This is a genomic window from Ruminococcus sp. OA3 (assembly GCF_022440845.1).
Classification (GTDB): domain Bacteria; phylum Bacillota; class Clostridia; order Lachnospirales; family Lachnospiraceae; genus Ruminococcus_G.
In genome coordinates this window covers 4,026,612-4,045,533 of the sequence record NZ_JAKNTO010000001.1, presented here as the reverse complement: position 1 = coordinate 4,045,533, position 18,922 = coordinate 4,026,612, and the positions used below count along the sequence as shown (strand labels likewise).

General features: G+C 42.3%; 29 protein-coding genes. 21 read left to right on the top strand and 8 right to left on the bottom strand.

Annotated features, from left to right (window positions below; all coding sequences use genetic code 11):
- Positions 1-98: 98 nt before the first annotated feature.
- The 7 genes from MCG98_RS18695 to MCG98_RS18665 form a co-directional block, all read right to left on the bottom strand.
- Positions 99-1,178 carry a site-specific integrase gene (locus tag MCG98_RS18695; protein ID WP_240299839.1) on the bottom strand — a complete coding sequence of 360 codons (1,080 nt, stop codon included), beginning with the start codon at positions 1,176-1,178 and terminating at the stop codon, positions 99-101.
- 162 nt (positions 1,179-1,340) lie between these two features.
- Complete coding sequence (locus tag MCG98_RS18690) at positions 1,341-1,976, bottom strand: zinc ribbon domain-containing protein (protein WP_240299838.1); 636 nt, start codon at positions 1,974-1,976, stop codon at positions 1,341-1,343.
- A gap of 127 nt (positions 1,977-2,103) precedes the next feature.
- The gene (locus MCG98_RS18685) at positions 2,104-3,105 is read right to left on the bottom strand and encodes a tetratricopeptide repeat protein (protein ID WP_240299837.1); all 1,002 of its coding nucleotides are present in this window, start codon (positions 3,103-3,105) and stop codon (positions 2,104-2,106) included.
- A gap of 91 nt (positions 3,106-3,196) precedes the next feature.
- Complete coding sequence (locus MCG98_RS18680; RefSeq protein WP_240299836.1) at positions 3,197-4,198, bottom strand: hypothetical protein; 1,002 nt, start codon at positions 4,196-4,198, stop codon at positions 3,197-3,199.
- A gap of 101 nt (positions 4,199-4,299) precedes the next feature.
- The gene (locus tag MCG98_RS18675; protein WP_240299835.1) at positions 4,300-5,475 is read right to left on the bottom strand and encodes a hypothetical protein; all 1,176 of its coding nucleotides are present in this window, start codon (positions 5,473-5,475) and stop codon (positions 4,300-4,302) included.
- A gap of 61 nt (positions 5,476-5,536) precedes the next feature.
- Positions 5,537-6,292, bottom strand: coding sequence for an ImmA/IrrE family metallo-endopeptidase (locus MCG98_RS18670; RefSeq protein ID WP_240299834.1), 756 nt, complete (start codon positions 6,290-6,292; stop codon positions 5,537-5,539).
- Positions 6,293-6,315: 23 nt separating this feature from the next.
- On the bottom strand, positions 6,316-6,648 hold the full coding sequence (locus MCG98_RS18665; protein WP_240299833.1) for a helix-turn-helix transcriptional regulator: 333 nt from the start codon (positions 6,646-6,648) through the stop codon (positions 6,316-6,318).
- Between the two features lie 201 nt (positions 6,649-6,849).
- Here MCG98_RS18665 and MCG98_RS18660 point away from each other — a divergent pair, with 201 nt between their 5' ends.
- A complete protein-coding gene (locus MCG98_RS18660) occupies positions 6,850-7,053 on the top strand; it encodes a DNA-binding protein (RefSeq protein WP_240299832.1) in 204 nt (67 codons plus the stop codon).
- 216 nt (positions 7,054-7,269) lie between these two features.
- Here MCG98_RS18660 and MCG98_RS18655 read toward each other — a convergent pair whose 3' ends face one another.
- A complete protein-coding gene (locus tag MCG98_RS18655; protein WP_240303353.1) occupies positions 7,270-8,040 on the bottom strand; it encodes a DUF4393 domain-containing protein in 771 nt (256 codons plus the stop codon).
- 101 nt (positions 8,041-8,141) lie between these two features.
- On the opposite strand from MCG98_RS18655, the gene MCG98_RS18650 reads away from it, so the two are divergent.
- The 20 genes from MCG98_RS18650 to MCG98_RS18555 all read left to right on the top strand — a co-directional run bounded on the left by MCG98_RS18650 (position 8,142) and on the right by MCG98_RS18555 (position 18,922).
- The gene (locus MCG98_RS18650) at positions 8,142-8,426 is read left to right on the top strand and encodes a hypothetical protein (RefSeq protein WP_240303352.1); all 285 of its coding nucleotides are present in this window, start codon (positions 8,142-8,144) and stop codon (positions 8,424-8,426) included.
- On the top strand, positions 8,423-8,662 hold the full coding sequence (locus MCG98_RS18645; RefSeq protein ID WP_240303351.1) for a hypothetical protein: 240 nt from the start codon (positions 8,423-8,425) through the stop codon (positions 8,660-8,662). Before MCG98_RS18650 ends, MCG98_RS18645 begins: the two co-directional genes overlap by 4 nt.
- A 198-nt stretch (positions 8,663-8,860) precedes the next feature.
- On the top strand, positions 8,861-9,085 hold the full coding sequence (locus MCG98_RS18640) for a cysteine-rich small domain-containing protein (RefSeq protein WP_240303350.1): 225 nt from the start codon (positions 8,861-8,863) through the stop codon (positions 9,083-9,085).
- Complete coding sequence (locus MCG98_RS18635) at positions 9,082-9,246, top strand: hypothetical protein (RefSeq protein ID WP_240303349.1); 165 nt, start codon at positions 9,082-9,084, stop codon at positions 9,244-9,246. The genes MCG98_RS18640 and MCG98_RS18635 overlap by 4 nt, the downstream gene beginning before the upstream one ends.
- Entirely contained in the window at positions 9,246-9,896 is a 651-nt protein-coding gene (locus MCG98_RS18630; RefSeq protein ID WP_240303348.1) for an ATP-binding protein, read from the top strand. Before MCG98_RS18635 ends, MCG98_RS18630 begins: the two co-directional genes overlap by 1 nt.
- Positions 9,880-10,473 carry a DUF669 domain-containing protein gene (locus tag MCG98_RS18625; RefSeq protein ID WP_240302983.1) on the top strand — a complete coding sequence of 198 codons (594 nt, stop codon included), beginning with the start codon at positions 9,880-9,882 and terminating at the stop codon, positions 10,471-10,473. Before MCG98_RS18630 ends, MCG98_RS18625 begins: the two co-directional genes overlap by 17 nt.
- A 9-nt stretch (positions 10,474-10,482) precedes the next feature.
- Positions 10,483-11,043 carry an ERCC4 domain-containing protein gene (locus tag MCG98_RS18620; RefSeq protein ID WP_240303347.1) on the top strand — a complete coding sequence of 187 codons (561 nt, stop codon included), beginning with the start codon at positions 10,483-10,485 and terminating at the stop codon, positions 11,041-11,043.
- Positions 11,044-11,781 (top strand): hypothetical protein, encoded by a 738-nt coding sequence (locus MCG98_RS18615; protein ID WP_240302981.1) that lies wholly within the window; start codon positions 11,044-11,046, stop codon positions 11,779-11,781.
- Positions 11,782-11,793: 12 nt separating this feature from the next.
- Positions 11,794-12,177: a helix-turn-helix domain-containing protein gene (locus tag MCG98_RS18610; RefSeq protein WP_240303346.1), complete on the top strand. Its 384-nt coding sequence runs from the start codon at positions 11,794-11,796 to the stop codon at positions 12,175-12,177.
- Positions 12,170-12,514 (top strand): SHOCT domain-containing protein, encoded by a 345-nt coding sequence (locus tag MCG98_RS18605; RefSeq protein ID WP_240303345.1) that lies wholly within the window; start codon positions 12,170-12,172, stop codon positions 12,512-12,514. Before MCG98_RS18610 ends, MCG98_RS18605 begins: the two co-directional genes overlap by 8 nt.
- Positions 12,515-12,670: 156 nt before the next feature.
- Positions 12,671-12,844 (top strand): hypothetical protein, encoded by a 174-nt coding sequence (locus tag MCG98_RS18600; protein WP_240303344.1) that lies wholly within the window; start codon positions 12,671-12,673, stop codon positions 12,842-12,844.
- A gap of 216 nt (positions 12,845-13,060) precedes the next feature.
- Positions 13,061-13,231 (top strand): hypothetical protein, encoded by a 171-nt coding sequence (locus MCG98_RS18595; RefSeq protein ID WP_240303343.1) that lies wholly within the window; start codon positions 13,061-13,063, stop codon positions 13,229-13,231.
- Between the two features lie 17 nt (positions 13,232-13,248).
- Positions 13,249-13,698, top strand: coding sequence for a hypothetical protein (locus tag MCG98_RS18590; RefSeq protein WP_240303342.1), 450 nt, complete (start codon positions 13,249-13,251; stop codon positions 13,696-13,698).
- A 478-nt stretch (positions 13,699-14,176) separates the two neighbouring features.
- The gene (locus tag MCG98_RS18585) at positions 14,177-15,067 is read left to right on the top strand and encodes a serine protease (protein WP_240303341.1); all 891 of its coding nucleotides are present in this window, start codon (positions 14,177-14,179) and stop codon (positions 15,065-15,067) included.
- Positions 15,068-15,113: 46 nt separating this feature from the next.
- Positions 15,114-15,284, top strand: a complete 171-nt coding sequence (locus MCG98_RS18580; protein WP_240303340.1) for a hypothetical protein — start codon at positions 15,114-15,116, stop codon at positions 15,282-15,284.
- A gap of 129 nt (positions 15,285-15,413) precedes the next feature.
- Positions 15,414-15,587 carry a type II toxin-antitoxin system HicA family toxin gene (locus MCG98_RS18575; RefSeq protein WP_240303339.1) on the top strand — a complete coding sequence of 58 codons (174 nt, stop codon included), beginning with the start codon at positions 15,414-15,416 and terminating at the stop codon, positions 15,585-15,587.
- Positions 15,588-15,622: 35 nt separating this feature from the next.
- The gene (locus tag MCG98_RS18570) at positions 15,623-16,045 is read left to right on the top strand and encodes a type II toxin-antitoxin system HicB family antitoxin (protein WP_240303338.1); all 423 of its coding nucleotides are present in this window, start codon (positions 15,623-15,625) and stop codon (positions 16,043-16,045) included.
- A gap of 118 nt (positions 16,046-16,163) precedes the next feature.
- Entirely contained in the window at positions 16,164-16,586 is a 423-nt protein-coding gene (locus MCG98_RS18565; RefSeq protein ID WP_240303337.1) for an HNH endonuclease, read from the top strand.
- A 103-nt stretch (positions 16,587-16,689) separates the two neighbouring features.
- Positions 16,690-17,172: a phage terminase small subunit P27 family gene (locus MCG98_RS18560; RefSeq protein ID WP_240303336.1), complete on the top strand. Its 483-nt coding sequence runs from the start codon at positions 16,690-16,692 to the stop codon at positions 17,170-17,172.
- Position 17,173: 1 nt separating this feature from the next.
- Positions 17,174-18,922, top strand: a complete 1,749-nt coding sequence (locus tag MCG98_RS18555) for a terminase TerL endonuclease subunit (RefSeq protein ID WP_240303335.1) — start codon at positions 17,174-17,176, stop codon at positions 18,920-18,922.

The window sequence follows — 18,922 nt, the reverse complement described above, 5'->3', positions numbered from 1 at the left end:
TACGGGGGAAATGGCGTAAATACGCACTTTACTGAAATATGCTTGATACGGGTTCAAGTCCTGTTGCCCGCAGCCTATAGAGTGCGCGTTTGCGCGCTCTATTTTTTTCCGTGTTGCATTTCGTGTTGCATAATGTTCATGAAATGTGAGTTTGCAAGATTGTTCATCTCTTTTTCTTTCTCTTCAAGGGCGTGTCTGTATACTGCTTTTAGGACTCCATCATTGCCCCATCCTCCGCGCTGCATAATATATACGTCCGGAATCCCGAGTGCGTGTTGTATGCTTGCTGAATAATGACGCAAATCGTGAAAGCGAAAATGAGGGAGATTAGACTTTTCCAAAATGTGCCTGAAGCGGTCTGTGACCATGCATGGATTTAAGTTTACAATTCTTCCTTCCTTATCCTTCCACTTTTCAGCTACGAAATCCGGGAATTCGATATATCTGTCACCTGCATATGTTTTGGGCTGTCTTATGATCCATTTATGATCAGAAGACAGGACCATGTTTTCGCATACATGGACAATATTACTGTGAATGTTTCTGCTGTGAAGGGCACAGATTTCGCCGCGCCTCATTGGACCGAATGCCGCGAGTAGGATAGGGAGTTCCATCTCAGTCCCTTTTACCTGATCAAGCAGGACTCGTATTTCGCTGTCTGACGGAATATATAGCTCTGGACGTATCTTCTTAGGCAGCGCAGTATTAAGCGCGAAATCAGGGCGATACGTGCGAAGTACCGCCGATATAATCCCGTGTGTATTCCGTACTGTCTTTGGTTTATGTGTACGAGCTTCGATGTTAATTGCTTCCTGTATATCTTCCTGTGTAATATCACATATTTTAATATCCATCAGGCCTGGCACAGAACTATTTAGGGTACGCTTGTATTCTCGTACAGTAGACGGGGACAATACAGATGTGCGCTGATTGATATATTCTGTTAGGGCCTCTCTGAAAGTAAGTGAACAGTATGAACTTGCTTTCTTTCTGTCGGCTGCGTATTGAGTGGCAGCCAGCTCTGCCAGCTTCTTTCCTTCTTTGCTGGGATCGTCACTGGTGAACGATTTATATATCCTCTTCTTTTTTGTAGATCCGTCTTCAAGTGTCACGGTCTCGTAGTGGCTGAACACCTGACACCGCCATGACCCGGATGGTAATTTACGAGCTGTTGGCATAGTATCATCCTCCTTAAAAAATGGTATAAAAATAACAGCCAGCAGGAAACATGTGTTCCGCTTGCAGTAGCTGTCCGAGAATGATACAATATGTATGAATTTGGGTATGCATTCTCGGATGTATGCTTGCCGTCTCCTGTTGGCGCAGGGGGCGGTTTTTTATTATTCAAATGTACAGTCTCTTATAAGTACATTTCCAAATTTTCCATCACATCTTCCGACAATGGTTACTATATCACCTTCCGCAAGTTCCATGACTTTTTTGATTTGCTCATCGTCACTAAAATAACACTGTACAGAAGTAATTGAATATTCCTCTGCAGTGGCAAAAGTTATGTACACATCCTCCATAATATCTTTTCCGATACTTCCCACTGTGCCAGAGATGCGCATCATCTTTTCGTCGTATAACTCATCGCCGCGAACTTCATTTGCTTCATAATCTGTCAGTAAAGTGTCTGGGTCGATTTCCATTATTTCTTCTTGTGGCTGAGCTTCTTTTTGTGACTCTTCTGTAGCTTTCGCAGCAGTGTTTGTAGAAGATGTTTTTTTTGTTTCTTCTTTGTCGCCACCGCCCCCAATGGCTGCTATAACTGCAACTATTGCTATAATTACAATAAGCCCACCAATACAACTACCTTTCTTTTTTTTCTTTTTCTCTGGCTGGTTTGAGGTATAATTGCTCTTAATGTTACTATTTTCTGATGTTTTGAGTTTCATCGGATGTCCACACTTAGGACATGTTGTCGCAAGACTACTTACCTCGTTTCCACATTCTGGACAATTAATCATTGCCATATAAATCCCTCCTCTTACAAGTGTTTTTAGATCAGGTCAATTCGACGGTGATCTGGTTTATCTTAATCGCCGAAGCGGTTAATTCATTTGCCCCCGGTGTTGGCGCTGGGGCGGTTTTTAAATTATTTCAAAAATATCCTTTACTAGAAAGTATTAATTTTTCTAATCTTTGCAAATGAACCTGAGTGTCGGGTGAGTCTATTGCATCATATCCACGGTACACATATTTAACACATTCCAAGGCTTTGAAACCTAGTTTTGAAAGATCAAATGTTTCAGGAAATGAACAGTCAAGTAAAGTACCATAGTACATTGTTAGCTCCATCTTTAAATTATCAGTGTAGTAATTTGGATAATTATTTTTTATGTAATTGTAGGCTATTTCCAAATCATAATCTAATGCAGTTTTTGAATTTAAACGAGCAATTTCCAATATTTTATCAACAGATTCATTCGTATTGGGCTGTAATCCCGAAAGATCATTTGGTAATTGCGTTGGTGCGTCATACGAGTTGGGGTATTCAAATTGTATACTTGTAGTTTCTTCTAAGTTTGTAATTGCTTTATTCACTGTATCAATTTGACTTAAGCTTGCTTTATCTATGCAAGCAACATAGTAAGGTATTGCTTTTTCTGGATCATCGAGCGCGTATCCATACACCCACGCAATACTATAATACGCCGAAGCTACAGATGAACTGTTGGGATAATTTATAATAACTTTAGAGTATGACTCAAGTGAATTTTCATAATCTTCTAAATTATCGAAGCATACTCCAATGTAATACTGGGCATCATCTGCTAAATCACTTTCTGAATATGTTTCCAAAAATCCCTCAAATTCTTTTAAAGCTTCTTCTGTATCACCTTTATACCAAAGATCATGAGCAAAATCGAATTTTGTTTGTTCTTCTGCTGATGGGTTATCTGTAATATCAGTTTTGAACTCTATCTTTATACTACTTGGTATTTCAGGAACGGGAATTTTATCAATTAATTGTGTGTTTGCAGTATTCGTTTTATCAAATGATGTTTGTTCAACGGACTTGTTTTCTCCGCAGGCAGTCATAAATAAGACAAGCGAACAAGTAATCGAACAAAAAATTACAGTAATAATTTTCTTTTTCATACATATTCCTCCCTTGAATATTTTATTATTAATCGCCACTGGCGGTTAATTCATTTGCCGCCCCTGGTTGCCGCCGGGGGCAGTTTTTGTATTATGATAAACCTAATTTTGTTTTTTCTTCTTCAAGAACAGCTTTATAATCATTTAATGATTCATTTGTTTTATCCATGTATTTTTGGAAATGATCAATGTATTCTTGTTTCGGGTTGTTAGTATAATCTTGAAGGTGCTGCATAGCAATTGTATATTGACGCAATGCAGATTGAGCATCCGATAGAAGTGTCATGATTCTAGTACCCATTGGGGCGGAATTTCTATCTTTGTCAAACTCATCATAATATAATTGCAGGATCTGCTCTGAGGATTCTAGGCGCGTTAGAGTGTCAGAAATTACTGATTGTAGTTCCCCCATAGTTCCGTTATCATTTATAATTTTTGCTATCTTATCTTCGGAAAGAATAGAAAGTTCATTCATAAATACGGAATCATATTCGGTTAACATTTTTGCATATCCCACATTACTAATATGGTTGTACAAATCTGAAGTATCTATATTTGTTTGCTCTTCAGCAGTTGGAGTAACCGCAACTTCTGGAGTAGACTCTGGAGTTGCTTTTAGTGTGGGTGACTCGGTGACGGATGGTTCTTCTTCGGGAGAAATGGCAGTATCTTTAGAAACCTGATCTAATTCAGTGGTTGTAGTTGTTCCCATCACTGAAACTTCATAGCTTATTTTTCCACTTTTATATGTAAAGTCTTTAGTGTCATCTGTGGAGGCCAGTATTGCAGAGTCTGTTTTTTCTTTATCTCTTTTAGAAGTCCAACTATACTCATCTACGGACTTTACAGGCGCTGTGTAAGTGCCGATCCAGTAGATTGATTTAGTTTTGCCACCATCAGTAATCCAATTTATTTCAATAGTATCTCCAGTTATTACCGCTTCTTGATAAGAACCATTATTGTCTTCTGAGGCCCAAGTTCCAGTTAAATCGGTAGGTTCATTCTCGTCTGTGGAAATCTTTCCGGAACTACACGCTACCATAAAACAGGAAAAGCACAAAGCCAGTAAAATAATTGAAACTTTCTTTTTCATACATATCCCTCCTTGCATATTTTATTATTAATCGCCGAAGCGGTTAATTCATTTCTTGCCGTCCTGGTATTGGTAGCACTGGGGCGGTTTTTGCTGAAAAATTATTGTGCAATTGAACAGTGTGACAGAATAAGATATTGACCGTCCGAAACGCTTATATAAGATTGCCCTTCAAAATTATCGTTTGAAATAATATCGCTTTGTCTGCTATCTGGATAAATGCAATAATACCCTTCGTCTTCTGATGTTACCATGTATTCACCGGCAGGGATATTGACGCCGACTTTCATCATGCATCCTTCTTTTGCTGTGTCAAATGTATTCTGCAAACACCATTCATCAAACTTGTACGCTTTTGCGTGCGATAATTCTAAATATTCGCCATCTTGTATTGTTATTATAGAGTTATAGTCAAAATTATCATTAAATAAGATGTCATCGCCATTTGCATCTGAATTTACAGAAAAATAACCGCCGCGGCTTTCATTTGTGGCAAGCACCATATATTCGCCAGCAGGAATGTCTACTCCAACTTTAAGTGTACCAGCACCATAAGATTCAATTGTTGGCTCTGGCGGCTGCGTAGGAGTGACTGTAGGTTCAGGTGTGGAAATGGGAATGAGCTCCAAGGTGTTTAAAATTGATTTGAAATCTTTATCATAATTAATTGTATTTTCGTCAATAACACACATTCCGATAGACGCTATTCCGTAATCTGTAGGAAACCCAACCACTTGCACTGTATATGATATGCCGTCTACCTTTTGTTTATATGATAAAAATTTCGTATGTATTTTATTGTATTCAATATTCTGTACACCGCTTACCGAAATAACACCTTGACTTTTTCCTATTCCTTCGACCCACCCGTCCATATTCATATCTATATATTCATCATGTGCATTGTTGAAACCTTCGATATATCCATTTGTTAGCATAAGAAAAGTTGAATTATCGGAAGACGCATAGAAATATAAATTGTCAGAATTTTCAACATTTCTCAACTCCCAATTTGTCGGAACTTCTACTGAAAAGCTACCATGAGTAACTCTTTGTGTTCCTTTCTCAAAATCCACAGATTCAGTAATGGATTCTTTTGTTTGTTCTGGAGTTGGTGTGGAAGTCTCCAATTTCTTTTTTAACTCTTCATTTTCTTTTTGCAATGTTTCCAACTGCTTTGATACATCAGAAGATTCAGGTGAAGCGTTGGAATTGCACCCGTATATAGACGTAACAAATATGCAGCACAGCATTAAACAAATAATTTTCTTTTTCACACAAATTCCTCCCTTAAAAGTGTTTTTTCAGATCAGCCTTGAATGGTGGTCTGGTTTATTATTAATAATAAGTTTCATTTCTTTCCCGCAAACTCTCAGCGGCGTAAAATCCCGGTATGTATTCGATAGGGTGCCGAATCCGTTGGCGAGCCTTTGCAACTAACAGCTTGTTTTCTTCATACAAATAATCCGGTCTGTGTATATACATTTTACAGTAATCACATTTGTCTTCCAGCTGATTAAACAGCTCTTTTTTGCAGTTCAGACACTTCCTGATATTCCACACAAAGCATTTCAAATCATCATTGTAGAAATGTTCGTACATCAGCTTGTCAAGCAGATTCTTTTTATGGTAAATAGCATAACGCCGCCAACGCCGGTAATCATCAAAGGCATAAGTGGATGCTTCATAAGTTATTTGGAATATTTTGGACACGTCGTTTGCATTTTTGCATTCTGCATAGTATATGGCTATGCGCGGTGCAAGCAACCGGCTGGCAAAGTAATTGGCTTCCCGTTCCTTTACATTTGTATAAGGCGGTTGATGCCCCAGTACAATGTGTCCCAGTTCGTGAGCGAGTGAGAAGCGCCGCCGGCAAAACATAGCCTGGTCATTATAATAGACTTTGTTGTTTAGCCGGAAAGCATCATCACTGATCTGTTGGCATGCCTCCTGTTTCACTTTGGACTGTTCTGTATATTCGATACACTCATATCCATATTGCTCAATCATATCGAACAGATTGATCGGAAACGATTTTACGTTACATTTCTGAAAAACCTCTAAGATTTTCCATTCAATTTCCTCATGCGTCAAACAAAATCACTCCTTATGGGAGCTTAATCATCTTCTGACAAAAGTGTCCTGATCAGCTCCTGTTTTTGTTCGAGCGTGAGTTTTTTTCCGTTGCGTGCAACCATGGATTGAATATCCTCGTAGGTTGGTTCGTATTGTTTTTTCTTATTACCGTTTACCATATCTTCCAACTCTTCAACCGTGATTCCCAGTTCTTTGCAAATTTTAATCACAGCTTCTACGCTTGATTTATTAACGCCAGTTCTTTTTAGCATTGTGTATAGGCTGGTATAGGGAAGACCGCACTTTTCAGCAAAGGAACGTAAACTGTAACCATGTTCTTTAATAAGTTCTTCTAATATTTTAGCTCTTTCCATGACAGCACCTCTTTTCTGAATATCTATATTATATACGATAATGCGAATATTGTAAAGCGAATAATATGTTAAAACGTATAAAGGTATAGAATAAAATATAAAAGTATTCTCACATGCAAATATTACTATTGACAATGGTTGCTAGTGAGAATATAATACAATTAAGATATTTGCAGGAGCGAATATCAAGGAGGTGAAATTTTGTATAAGAACTTAATCCAAATTATGAAAGCTGAAAAAATAACTTTCACTCAGATTGGAGAACTTCTCGGATGTAGATATCAAACAGTTAGTGACATCGCTAATGGTAATACACAAAAGGGATTCTACTACGAGGATGCCTGCAAAATACAAAAAGTATTTTTCCCAAAATATGATATGAGCTATCTGTTTGAACGCTCATAATACAAACACACGTTCGATAAAAGTAATATACTATGGATGTATGTATATGTCAATGGGAAATGGAGGAGGTGATGTGAGAGATGAGGATGTTTTTGGTATGTGTGATAGTTTCAAGTATTGTGTCGGCGATAACAACAAAAATATTGGTCACCTACTATTATAAAATTGTAGATGACCATGTAGCGATCATGTGCGATATGACAAAAAAGTTTGTTTCTAATATTTTGGAGCAACGCATGCACGAAAAAAATTTTGACCGAGAGGGGTAAGCTTAGCACAATAATTTCTGGTTTTTGCTATTTCAAACGGGGAATGACGTTTTGTTTCCTGTGAAAACTCTTTAAAGAAATCTGTTTGTGTAAATGGATCATAAAAATCTTTGTCAGGTATTTTATCGGTTTTAGTAGCATCAATTATACCCAACCTGATTAATGATGATATTGATGCACTAGTTTGAAATATATCATAATCTTTAAATGAAGAAATAAAAACGTTTTCCAAGGCTACGGAAAATGAGCGGCTCCTAGTGTCTTCTTTAATGTAATCTACGATGGCAACAACGTCTTTTAAAGGAAATTCTTTAAGTATTTTGGCATCGAGAGGACTCATTTGCTTAATAATTTCCGCGAAACATGGGTGTACAGATGGATTATAGGCAGAATCCATCGAACTTGAAATAAGGTTCACGAAAAGTTCACGAAGCTCTTTTTCGGATACGCAAAATTTTGAATTTTCAAGCGCTTGAGCAGTGACTTGGATAGTTGGCTCAATCTGTCTCTCAATAGGAATTTTAGAGATGGAGTTAGTTAATTCATTTTCATAAATTTCAAGGTCATGCGTGTATTTGATCTCTCGTTTTCTGGCAGCCTTCGATATGCCTCCGAAAACAAGAAGCCAACAATCAGCAAGGGTAGAACCCACATTTCGAGTCGGTTCATCAGTAACATTTTTGATAGCATTATCAACACAATCGGGCAGTACTTTCATTAAAAATTCCTCCTATCGTTCATAATCGGCGCTGCAACGCCTGTATATAAATTATAGGAGAAATAGAAGAAAAAGTAAATAAAATCAAGGAGGTGTAACACATGTCAAAACAAAATTTAGTCAGAGATCCAACAAAAGAGAGAGCAGAGCTGTTTGTTTCTCTTGCCAAATATTACATGGATCTTCATAACAAAAAAAATTCAGATGTTGCAAAAGCGATTGGCGTATCTGATCAGGTGTTATATAAGCGCAGGCAATCGCCGCGTAATTTTAAATTGTCAGAAACCTTAAAAATAATGGATTATTTAAAATTTAGCGAAGCTGATCGGGCACGTGTGGTCGGTGTTAAAGTTAAAATTTATGCAATGGGAGGAAAGGACGATTGAAGCAGAAACTTATCACATCCACACTGGCTGCGTACATAGCGGTAGACCTTACCGGATGGTATGAGACGATCCCCGAGCAGCTGATCTGCTGCATAGGGCTGGGGCTGGCGGTCGCGGCGGTGTGGACGTGGATCGAAGAGAGGAGGCTGCATCATGACAAAAATGGAACAGCTGAAGTTGGAAAACGAAGTGTTGAAAAACGTTATCGCTTGCGTACAAGAGGAACTGGATCATAAAGAGGATAATCCATATATAACCTTAGGGGCGATCAGCGGTGTGATTAAATACGACGAAAAAATGAAATTTGCGCTGAAATATGGATACACAATTGACTACCGAAGATGCGAAGAAAAGAGTCCCCGCACCGACCAAAGCTTGGGGACTCAACAATAAAAATAACAATTAAATTATAACAATCTGGGGAGGAAAATGCAATGTTCTATTCGAACAATCCCGTGCTGGATGCGGAGAAAGAATCAGAACGGCAAGAGGAGCTGGCAGAACGCCCTCACATAGAGTGTGACTGGTGTCATGGTTACATCTACGAGTGTGATGATTGGCATGATGGGGATTTTAAAACAAAATTAAATGGTCTTATCATTTGCGACGACTGTCTGTCGGATTATATCAAATCGATTAGAAAGGAGCACACAGGATGAATGATATGGAGCAGCGGAGAGAACGCCTGTTGGCGCTTTTGGACACGGCGCTATCCTATGTGGACAAGGAACCCATCTATGAAAACTACACGTCCAGGAACATATTGAATTATTTAAGGAGCATCCAGGCAATCAACCAGATCATGAAGGAGGAGAGCTGATGGCGATACCAGTATTAATTATCGGGCGCTCCGGGACGGGAAAAAGCCGGAGCATAAAAAGCTGTGTGGGTAAAGACGTTAACCTGATCCGCGTATTAAACAAACCATTGCCGTTTCGGGGGAAGATTGACGGGTGGTTTACGGATGATTACCAGCAGGTCATGAAATGCCTGTTGGCGTCCAGGGCAAAATCCATCGTCATCGATGACGCGGGGTACCTGATCACAAACCATTTTATGAGGTGCCATGCAAATACGGGGGGCGGGAATGGGGTGTTTAGCCTCTATAATGACCTGGGCGATTACTACTGGAACCTGATCCAGTTCACCATCAACAAGCTGCCGGGCGACAAGATCGTCTACTTTATCATGCACGAGGATAAAAATGAGGCGGGTGATGTACGGCCCAAAACGATAGGGAAGATGCTGGATGAAAAAGTCTGCATCGAGGGCATGTTTACGATTGTCCTGCGCAGCGTGAAGGAGGGCGATGATTACCTGTTTGTAACGCAGGCGCTGGATGGGGCGGTGAGCAAGTCACCGGAAGAAATGTTCGAGAGTGTCAAAATCCCAAATGACCTGTGGCTGGTGGACCAGGCAATCCGAAACTATTACGAAATGGAGGAATTACAGAATGCAGAAACCAAATGATTATGAGACAACCAAACCCTATGGGGAGTATGAAGCCTTGCCGGCCGGCGGCTATGTGTGCCGGATTGTCCAGGTGATTGAGACTAGGAGCAAAAAAGGAAAGGACATGCTCCAGATTGCACTGGATATTGCCGAGGGGGAATACCAGGGCAAGTTTCAAAAGGAGTTTTCTGAGAATACCAGGGAGGATAAAAAATGGCCCTGTACGGTTTACCAGCTGGTCTTGGATGCGGAAGGGAAGACCAACCGTGGGCTTAAGACGTTCCTGGATGCGGTTGAGGCATCCAACCCGGGGTTCCGGGTGATCTGGGGTGACACGTTCTGCGATAACCTGCGGCACCGCCTGGTAGGGGGGATTTTTGGAAGGGAAGCGTATGAGAAAGCAAATGGGAACGGGACCGGCTGGAGCACGAAGTGCCAAAGCTTCCGGGAAACCACGGCCATCCGGGAAGGGCGGTATCAAATACCGGAAGATAAGCCATTAAAAGCAGGGCGGCAGCAGTGGCAGCCGGCAACCGATCCCGATGGTTTTATGAGCATCCCGGACGGGGCCTGCGAAGAACTGCCGTTTAACTAGGGGGAGGATATGGGGAATTATACAGAACTTGAGATCAATGAGATCATGAAGACTATGGTTGTTCTCGTGGATACACGGGAGCAGCCCACCCCCCGGTACTACCACCGCATCCGGCAGTTCCAATTCCCATACCGCCGGCAGAAGCTGGAATTTGGGGATTATTCCTGTGAGTGTACGCTTCCGGGCGGAGACGTCCTGGACTTCTCTTCGCATGTTTCGGTAGAGCGCAAACAGGATATCGAAGAACTCTGCATGTGCTTTGGGACACAGCGGAAGCGGTTTGAGAAAGAGTTTGAGTGGGCCCGCCAGAGGGAGGCGCGGCTATACCTCCTGACGGAACATCCGGACCCGAAGGAAACCCGCAATGATGTCGGGTGGTCGCAGGTATTTAACGGGTCCTATGACAGCCGACTTCCCTCAAAATCTCTCCTGGCAAGCATTTTGGCGTGGGGGGCACGCTACAACATGGTCTTCCAGTTTGCGTGCTGGAAATACAGCGGGCAGCTGATAGAAAACATCTTGTACCGGGAACTGAAGGAATATCTGAGAAACCAGGAAGCGGGTGATTAAATGGCGGCAGGATGGGTGAAACTGTACCGGAGCGTAATGGAGACGGACCTTTGGCAGGACAAGCCGTTTACGAGGGGGCAGGCCTGGGTTGACCTGATCATGCTGGCAAACCATATGGACAAGGAATTTCTTTTTGACAGTACTTATATCAGCGTGGAAAGGGGCAGTTTTATTACGAGCAAACGGAAGCTTTCCGAGCGGTGGGGGTGGTCGATCACCAAGCTGACAAAGTTTTTAAACGAACTGGAAAAGGTTGAAATGCTGGCCCAAAACAGTGACACGAAAAAAACCACCCTGAAAATCCTGAATTACGAGAAATACCAGGGGTTTGAGACGATCCTGGAAGTTGCAGAAAAAACAGGGAAAAGAACAGCAAAAGAACACCGGAAGAACACGGAAAGAACACCGAAAGAAACAAACAATAAGGAAAAGAATGATAAGAATGAAAAGAAGGTAAGGATGGGGGCACACCAGCACATCAAAATCGAACCGGTTGGGTTTGATCAACTTGTTAATGATTTTGGAAAGCCGGTCATTGATGAGTACGTGGAGAGGCTTGACCGCTATATTGAGGAGAACGGGCGGTATAAAAATGCGAACCATGCGGGCATAATCCGCAGGTGGATCACAGAGGATGCAACCAAGAGCAAAAAGAAGCCGGGGAACAACAAATTCAACAACTTCCATCAAAGAGCGTATGATTACTCGGAGCTGGAGAGGCAGTTGTTGGGGAAATAGGGGGTGTGGCATTTGCCGAGTGGAAAACCGATATCCATGGAGATAAAACAGCAGGTCTGCCGTATGGTGGAACAAGGGTATACGAACCGGAAGATTGCAGCAAGCGTTGGGGTCTGTGAAGCGACAGTCAGCAGGCTGCGCAGGCGGATGCCCATGGAGGCGAAAAACAACTCCATTAAACAAGAGGAATGGGAGAAGTGGGACGAACTTACCCGGCCATACTGGAAGGACCTCTGGGAGAAATGGGATCAGGGGATCCGGGATTTTAACATACGGGTTATGTCCTGTGCGAAAGAGCGGGAACGGCTGCGGCAGTCACAGAGGCAGAAAGAATCTGCGGAGAAAGCCAACCAATACCAGAAGCTCATACAGCAGATCGGAGGGAAAGATGATTGAGATTGAATATGTGGAGCCTACGCTGATCGATAAGATACGCCTGATCTCCGAGAAGTATAGCAAGAAACATCAGTGGGTAAAAGCTATCGAGGAGGTCCACGAATTACTGCGAGAATTAATTCTTACGTCTGAGCCGAGCGAAAATCTATGGTTGGAGATGGTAGATGTGGCGGTTATGTCAATTCAAATCGCAATGCAGCATAATGCAATGGATAAACTTGGTATTGGAATGGAGTATAAAGTTAGCCGACAACTAAAGAGGATGCTTGAAGAGGGGGTGATTACTACTGAAGAGTATGAAAAATATCAATCAAACACAAGGCATCAGTTTGACTAAAAGATGTTTAGAAGAGACATATGTACAAAATGGGAGGAGAAAATATGCTGAAATACATGACAGGTATTATCACCGGTATCGGGATTGTGTTACTGGCGGCGGTGCTACTGTCACCCCAAATAGAAGATTTGAACGATATGTGGAGGGAGATGAGCTATGAATGAGAATTATATGACCTATTTGTCTGCTTATACCGCCCATCACAACCGACGGGTGAGAACTTACGGCGGAAATATCATAACTGAGAAGGGGGCGGAATCACATTCCACGGTCAAAGAGGTTAAAAACTATTACGAAGCCATGGCGGGAATTGACAGCACAGGAGATTAACGAAATTAAGCGTGAAAAGTGCCTGCACTGTGTCTACTCCAACCGATACGGATATAGCGGGAGTATAGATAATATCAGCTTGGTGACTTGTGATTACATAGGCATTGTTGGTCAAAGCCGTGGCTGCCGCCCGGATGCGTGTGATAAGTTTATGCGCAGGCAGGCGGGGCAGAAGCGTCCGAGTAATAGGGTGATCAGTCTAAGGAGGTGATAGCGGTGGCGGAATTTATTAAAGTTCCATTGACAGCGAGGATGAAGAAGGATTATGAAGAATGTGCGAAATTGATGGATGATGGGATAGAAAAAGATTGCAGTGAATGTAGTATGAATGGCGGAAATCTGGGGTGTATAGGAGAATATTCGTGGCGTCGTGATGTAAATGACTAACTGGGGAGGTGATACCATTGGAAAAGCATATCCTTGAGCAATACACAGACTTGCAACAGGAAGAACGGGATATGGTGCGTCGGATACAGTCGGTCAGTGATAAGCTTCTGAACATGGAGATGAGCGGGTACATGGTCGCAGACTCCGTGACATGCGGGAAGAAGGGCAAGAAGCCACTGGGGACCAGGACGATCAAAGGAATCCCGATCCCTGAGTATGATAAAAAAAGGTCGGCACTTAAGACGTATAAGATGCAACTAAAGTTATTGGATGACAAGTTATTGCAAATGCTGATAGAAGTCGAGAAATACATACAATCCATAGAGGACAGCAGGATCAGGAGGATTATCAGATACCGGTACATTGATGGTCTAAGCTGGGTGCGGGTGGCTCACCGGATGGGCGGAAAACATACGGCTGATAGCTGCAGGATGGCGCATAATTTATTTCTGAGAGATGAAAAGTAATTTCGTTTTTTTCGTTTTAACTGTGCTACTATGATAGCATGGACGAAATGAAAAGAGTTCACGGCCATTAAAAACTTCCTTTACGACCGCCGGTCTTCACCGGTCGGTGGTTGTTTCGCCGCTGCACAATAGGCAGTAGGCACCTGCAGGATATGTGACTGGGTCCCAGAATGGGGTAGGCACATTATATACCGAGCATTCCTATGTCACATAAACACAGAACGTACCCGGGTGATCTTCGGACCCCGGGTCTTATTCGGAATATAGCTCATTTGTAGAGTAACCGGATGATTCCGTGATGTACCGGGTTCGATTCCCGGTGTTCCGATTTTCAGCGGCTGGCATTATCTGTGTTGGTCGCTGATCTCCCCCAAAATACAATTTTTCCAAGGCGTCCTGTAGAAATATGGGGCGTTTTTGTTGAAAAATGGAAATATTTGGTGTAGAATAAAAGAAAATATGTGCGGAGGGTATAAAAATGCCTGGATGGAATGAAATACTGGATGAGGTACATTCGACAAAGTCGCAATATGATTATGTAAGGACAAAGTATCTTAGACAACTTTCAGAATATACAAAACGAAATACAATTGCGTATTATTCGTCCTTTCTTACTAAGAGTGCAGATGGTATTGAGATTGCGGACATTGATATGACGGGGTTTATGAATGCAGTCAGGGGGATGGATTGTTCCTTGGGATTGGATTTGATCTTACATACACCCGGGGGATCTCCAACGGCGGCGGAAACTATAGTGAATTATTTAAGAGATAAGTTCAATAATGACATTAGAGTGATTGTTCCACAACTTGCTATGTCAGCAGGAACAATGATAGCTTGCTCAGCAAAAGAAATTATAATGGGGCGTCAATCAAGTTTAGGGCCAATTGACCCTCAATTCAATGGGATTCCAGCATATAATATTAAAATGGAATTTGAGGAAGCAAAAGCAGATTTAGCGGAACATCCAGAAAATGCCCAATATTGGGCAATTAAATTGCAACAATATCCAGCGGCTTTCATGAAATCCGCAATTGACGCCATAGAGTTATCAGGAAAGTTATTAGAGGAATGGTTGGGAAGTTGCATGTTCGATGCAAACTTTGAATCTGATCGGGAAGTCATTAGTAGAATTGTGTCGAAATTGAATGAGCATAATAACTCAAAAAATCATGGTAGACATTTAAGCCTTGAGTTTTGTAGAAATATCGGTCTTAAAATAAGCCAGATGGAGGATGAGCCATCATTGCAAGATCTTATTTTAAGTGTACATCATTCATACATGATTACGTTGACAAATTCTGATGTTATCAAGATAATTGAAAATCACGATAACAAAGCATATATAGCCCATTTCAGCGGAGCTTGAATTTTTTAAAAATTTGTGTTACTGTACGTTATAGGAGGAAATATCTATGGCACTGATAACAAGCGAGGAGATTCAAAAACTTTATAAAAAATGTGGAGTTACAGAAGAAAATGAAGGCATGAGAACAAAGATAAATACTGGTACATTAGGGAATAAACTAAATACCTGTAAATTATCTGCACACAACAACAGCACTGTGATGAAAATCAACTTATGATTAAAAAAAGAAAAAGGGCCACGCCTCCGGGCAGGCTCTTTTTTCACTGTTAAAACTGGATTTATTATCAAATCCCATTGACAAATACGTATAAAATGCGTATAATATAATCATAAGGAGGAGGTAATATTGAAGCGACGAATCTTAATCAAAAAGCTTGAGGAGGCAGGATTTGAATTCAAGGAACACGGCGGAAATCATGATACCTACAAAAGGGGAAGTGACACGGAGCAGGTTCCAAGACATACCGAAATCAACGAGATAACGGCAAAAAAAATCCTGAAAAAATGGGGATTGAAATAAATCCCCTCCTCTCAGGTTGTGAAAGGAGTATAGAGATGAAAAAAGCATATCCAGTTTTTATTAAACAAAGTGGTAAAGATTATCTGGTGTATGTTCCTGATATGGAGCTTTACACAGAGGGACAGGATTTACCGGATGCGATTGCAATGGCAAGAGATGCTATTGGTTTAAAGGGGATGGATCTGGAAGATGACAAACAAATCTTACCAGAACCGTCCACAAAAGAAGCTGCTGTAATGAAAGCTGCAAAAGATGTTGATGAGGATTTCGATTATTCAGATGGTCTTTTAACGTATGTTGACGTGGACTTTACTGCATACAGAAATCGAATGAAAAACAGAGCGGTAAAGAAAAACTGTACGATACCTTATTGGCTGAATGAAAAGGCAGAGGAACAGGGAATCAACTTCTCTAAAGTGTTGCAGGAGGCATTGCTGCAGCAGGTAGGAAATAAATAACGTCGATTCAATATTTACGATACAGGCATCTATCCAGTAATGGGTAGGTGCTTTTTCTAAACGAATAAGAGGTGACTTCGGTCATCTCTTTTTGATTGCAGAAAGCGAGGCGGTCGGCATGCCGATGTTCAAACGCTGTAGCAGGTGTGGTAAGAGGATACCAAGCGGAAGCAGGTGCAGCTGTCATACACAGCGTCATAAAGAGTATGACAGATTATCCAGAGATCGTAGGACAAAACAATTCTATGACAGCAAAGAGTGGGAGCATGCAAGAGCGGCAGGTCTTGAAGCTGACGAAGGAATTGACGTATACCTGTATATGACTTCTGGGAAGATCATGGCAGCGGATACCGTGCATCACATTATCCCCCTGAAGGATAACTGGGAGAAGAGAAATGATGTTGACAACCTGATGAGCCTGCATCATGATACGCACAGTATGATCGAACAGATGTACAAGCAGGATAAGGACAAAACCGTGAATCAGTTGCAGGAAATGCTTCGGGAATATCGGGGAAAATTGAAAGCAAGCGAAGGGTAGGGGCGGGTTAAAAAGTTTTCAGAAAAACCCTCCCGACCGCACGTCCTCCACACCTTACGCAAAATTCTAAAAATGACAAAAAAGTTGGAAAGGAGGGGCTGATATGCCAAGGCCGAGAAAGCCAATTGAAATGCAAAAAGGGAATCTGACCGTTGTAAACGGGCAAAAACGCAGAATGGAAGAAGAAAGCGTTATGACTGACAAAAATCAGCTGAAACGCCCTCCAATCTGGCTGATTGATGACGTTGCAAAGAAAGAATGGCGCCGGGTTGTAAAGGAGTTGGAAAAGATCAGCCTGATTGGGAATCTGGATCGGAACAACTTGGGAGGGTATTGCAATGCCTTCGCAAATTATGTGAAAGCAACAGATATCCTGAAGGATCAGGCATTTTATATTGATCGTGAGACTCGCACCGGCATAATTGTTGTAAAGAACCCGATGGTTGATATCCAGCGCAGCTACGCAGAAGAAATGCGCCGGTTCGCCGCTCTTTGCGGGCTGACGATCGATGCGCGGCTGAAAGCAGCAGCGGTCAAAATAAATACAACGGAAGACAGGGTACGGATGAAGTTTGGAGAGATCTAAGATGTCGATACTGATGGAGCTGATCTCATATGCCAAGGACTGCATTGACGGGAAGATCATCAGCAATAAGAAACACAAGTGGGCCTGCATGCGGTTGTTACGTGACGTGGAGCAGATGGGAAACGAGGAATTCCCGTACTCCTGGAATGAGGAGGCGGCGCAAAATATCGTGGATTGGTTTGCGCTTCTCAGGCACTCGAAGGGAGTCCTGTCAGGGCAACCCATCCACCTGACACTGTGGCAAAAGTTCCGTTTATGCCAGATCTACGGGTGGAAACATAAAAAGACAGGGTATAAGCGGTTTAAAAAATCATTCACAGAGGTAGCTCGTAAGAACGCCAAAAGCCAGGAGGAGGCAGGTGTTGCACTTTATGAGCTTTCTGTTATGTCCACAAAAAATCAGGAGATGTATGAGATCTACACCGCAGGTGTGAAACGTGACCAGTCGAAGATTGTATTCAACGAAGCGGGACTGATGCTGAAAGGATCTCCGTTGCGGACAAAATTCAAGATTACCCGGGATGCCATTATCCACATCAAGACAGGGAGCTACATGAAAGCACTTAGTGCAGAGGACGGGAGAAAAGGGGACGGGACCAACCCGGCCGTACTCGTGATCGATGAGTACCACCAGCATCCAACGACAGAATTTTATGATCTGGGGCTGGGCTCCAACACGAAGGAATACCTGCTGATGATCATCACGACGGCAGGGAAAGACTTGACCTATCCCTGCTATGTGACAGAGTATACGTATTGTTCCAAGGTTCTTGATCCGAATACGGATGTAGAGAACGACGAGTACATGATTGATATCCTCGAGCTGGATCCGGAAGATTATGAACCCATTGACAAGCTGGCAAATGAAAAAAACTGGATAAAAGCAAATCCCATACGGATGTCATACCCGGAGGGTGTCGATAAGATCCGCGGCGAATACCAGATCGCAAAAGAGATTCCGGAGCATATGACGTCATTTCTTACAAAGTGCATGAACATCTGGGTACAGGCAAAGGAAAACGGCTACATGGATATGGCGAAATGGAAAGCCTGCCAGGTGGATAAAATCCCGATCAACACCAAAGGAATGAGCGTCTATGTAGGTTTCGATATGTCAGCTAAGATCGACCTAACGTCGGCAGCGTTTATCATCCCGTTTTTATCCGGAGAATTTGACCAGACCGGGAAAGAGATCGTGAAATACATCGTGTATTCACACTCTTTCATCCCGAACCGGGAAAAGCTGGCCGAACGGAAAGCAAAAGACAAAGTAGACTACGATGCCTGGGAGCGGATGGGATTCCTTACAGTGACCAATACGCCGATCGTTGACCAGAATGCAGTCATGCAATATGTGCTGCAGACCTGCAACGCGCAGGACTGGCAGATTGAATGCATGTGCTTTGACCCGGCGAACGCCAGCAAGCTGATGATGGACCTGTCAGATGAGGGATACGTGGTGGAGGAGGTTTTTCAGAGTCATAAATCCCTGAATGAATCAACGCAGGGATTCCGGGAACAGGTCTACAGCAGGAACGTACTGTATACCTATAACCCGGTGCTTAATTTTGCCATGAGCAATGCGGTGATCCGGCAGAATCAGGGACTAATCAAGATCGATAAAGATGCGACTGCAAGACGGATCGACCCGGTGGATGCCGTATTGTGCGCCTTTAAGCTGGCGCTGTACCATGAATTCACATCCAGCTATCTGGAAGCAATTGATGAATTTTTAGAAAGTGACTGGTGA